This window comes from Moorena sp. SIO3B2 (assembly GCF_010692525.1).
Classification (GTDB): Bacteria; Cyanobacteriota; Cyanobacteriia; order Cyanobacteriales; family Coleofasciculaceae; genus Moorena; species Moorena producens.
In genome coordinates, this window is sequence record NZ_JAAHHE010000693.1 from 1 (window position 1) to 2,229 (window position 2,229).

Here is a 2,229-nt window from a genome sequence, read left to right on the forward strand (position 1 = left end):
AACAGTCAACATTCAAGCTTAAACTTCTGCATTAAAATGACAGCAACCAGCCAACCAACTGAATTCCAGTACAAACCCCTGCACAAGCCTAACCAACTGATTTACGGTACAGGTCAAACGGCGGTGATTAGCGGATGGACGATCAAAGACGCGATCGCAAAAAAGTTAAACCCCTCTGAATTTGCTGTGGTAGGACAGTTATACAGTCCCACCCGGGGAATTAGCCTGCTGATTCGTAATCTGCTAGCTAATCCCCATGTCCGCTACTTGGTGATTCTCAACGCTACGAAGGAAGACCGAAATGCTGGCAGTGGGAATTGCTTGCTGGACTTCTTCCGCCATGGGGTTGAAGAAGGGACTAGTGATACTGGTCGTCACTGCTGGGTGATTCGCTCTTCTATCAAAGGGTATATTGACATCGAGATTCCCTTAGTCATCCTAGAACAACTCAGAAAGGAAATTTCTGTGGCAGAGGCTGATTCGATTACCCAAGCCGTTAGTCTGGTTAAGTCTTATGGCTCCAAAACTCAAGAGCCCTGGGGAACACCATTAGAATTTCCCATGGCCAATGATGTCGGGGCATCTGGCTGTGCCCCCCTAAAACCAGGACCGCGCTACGGACATCGCATTCAAGGGCGAACGATAGCTGAAACTTGGGTTAAAATAATTCATCGCATTAAAACTACCGGCACAATTCGGCCCACCGGTTATGACGGATATTGGCAAGAGCTAATTGATTTAATGGCAGTAGTAACGGCAGAACCTCCTGAATTTTACTTTCCTCAGCCCAATTATTTACCATGCGATCGCGACTTTATCCAAGAATACATTCATCAAATCCTGGACGACGCACCCGTAGTAGAAGGGGTGAAATATACTTATGGTCAACGTCTACGTTCTTGGTTCGGACGTGACCAAATCGAGCAAGTCATCACCAAACTCATTGGTGAAATTGATGCCGCCAGTGCAGTGATGTCCCTGTGGGATGTGAAAGACCATGAGAAAGGGGGTAGTCCTTGTCTGAATCACATCTGGCTGAGAGTTGTGGATAATGAATTGTCCCTAACCGCAACATTGAGAAGTAATGATATGTTTAGCGCCTGGGCAGCTAATGCCTTTGGACTCAGAGCCCTACAGCAGTATGTTAAAGACCAAATTGCTAAGCGCGGGGGTATTCAATTAAAAATGGGACCGCTGATTACTGTTAGTCAAAGTGCTCATATTTATGATGATTGTTATGACTATGCTGATCGGATTATTAAAAATCAGTATCAAAAACTTATCAATTCAGAACAGAAACAGTATGCTGATTCGATTGGTAATTTCTTGATTGAAACCGAAAATACTAATATTATAGTGAAGCAGACAACCCCTGGTAGCGGGGAAGTAATTGCTACGTATTCTGGGAAAAATGCCATGAGTTTAGCTAGAAAAATTTGTAGTGATAATCCTTCAATACAACCTAGTCATGGGGTCTATTTAGGAATAGAATTAGAAAAAGCTTGGAGAGCTATCAAGGAAGACAAAAATTATCAGCAATTATAGCGTTTTTATTAATTATGAACTACAAAGTAATGGGTGGCACGGTAGTAGGGATTAGGGACTTGCATGTAAAAAAAATACCAATTAAAGTAGGGTGGGCAAAGTTATCTTATCTATAAGACTCATTTGAACCAAAATGTTTTTGCCCACCCTACAAGCTAAAATCTGGTATTTTATTTTTTTGCTACTCCCTTAGGGAGTGGTTAATGGAAAAATTGACTCTACATCATGACTAGGATAAATGCTTTATAAGCATCAACTATAGATAACTAAAAAAACGATTTTTGGTGTAAACAATAACCAAAGACATTTTGAACAATAGTTATTTGTAAGATAACAAGTTATAGCAGTCGAAGTATTATAGCAGTCGAAGTAAGAGGTTGTCTGAAAAGTCTCATTTGCTACATCCAAGCCCCCTAAATCCCCCAATTTTGGGGGACTTCTACCAGCAAATTGATTCTTGTTCCCCCCAGAATTGGGGGGCTAGGGGGGCAAAATTCAGGATCAAAAAACTTTTCAGATATCCTCTAAAGGTTAAGACATGTTTATGTTCCTTGTTACCTGTTCCCTGTTCCCTTGAAACAGAGATGATATAGCGCTACGCGCAAGTCAGAAGGAACGAAGTCAGAAGTCAGAAGTAAGCTATGACTAAGTTTCCGAGTTTAGGAATATCATAATCTTAATGCG

The 2,229-nt window shown here is 41.6% G+C and carries 1 protein-coding gene; it reads left to right on the forward strand.

What is annotated here, in order from left to right; all coding sequences use genetic code 11:
- Positions 1–36 precede the first annotated feature (36 nt).
- Positions 37–1,545 (forward strand): thymidylate synthase, encoded by a 1,509-nt coding sequence (locus F6K38_RS39905; RefSeq protein ID WP_287360409.1) that lies wholly within the window; start codon positions 37–39, stop codon positions 1,543–1,545.
- Positions 1,546–2,229 lie beyond the last annotated feature (684 nt).

What these genes read in the sequence shown, in the direction of transcription:
- F6K38_RS39905 (WP_287360409.1), top strand. Translation starts at nt 37, where the DNA reads ATGACAGCAACCAGCCAACCAACTGAATTCCAGTACAAACCCCTGCAC.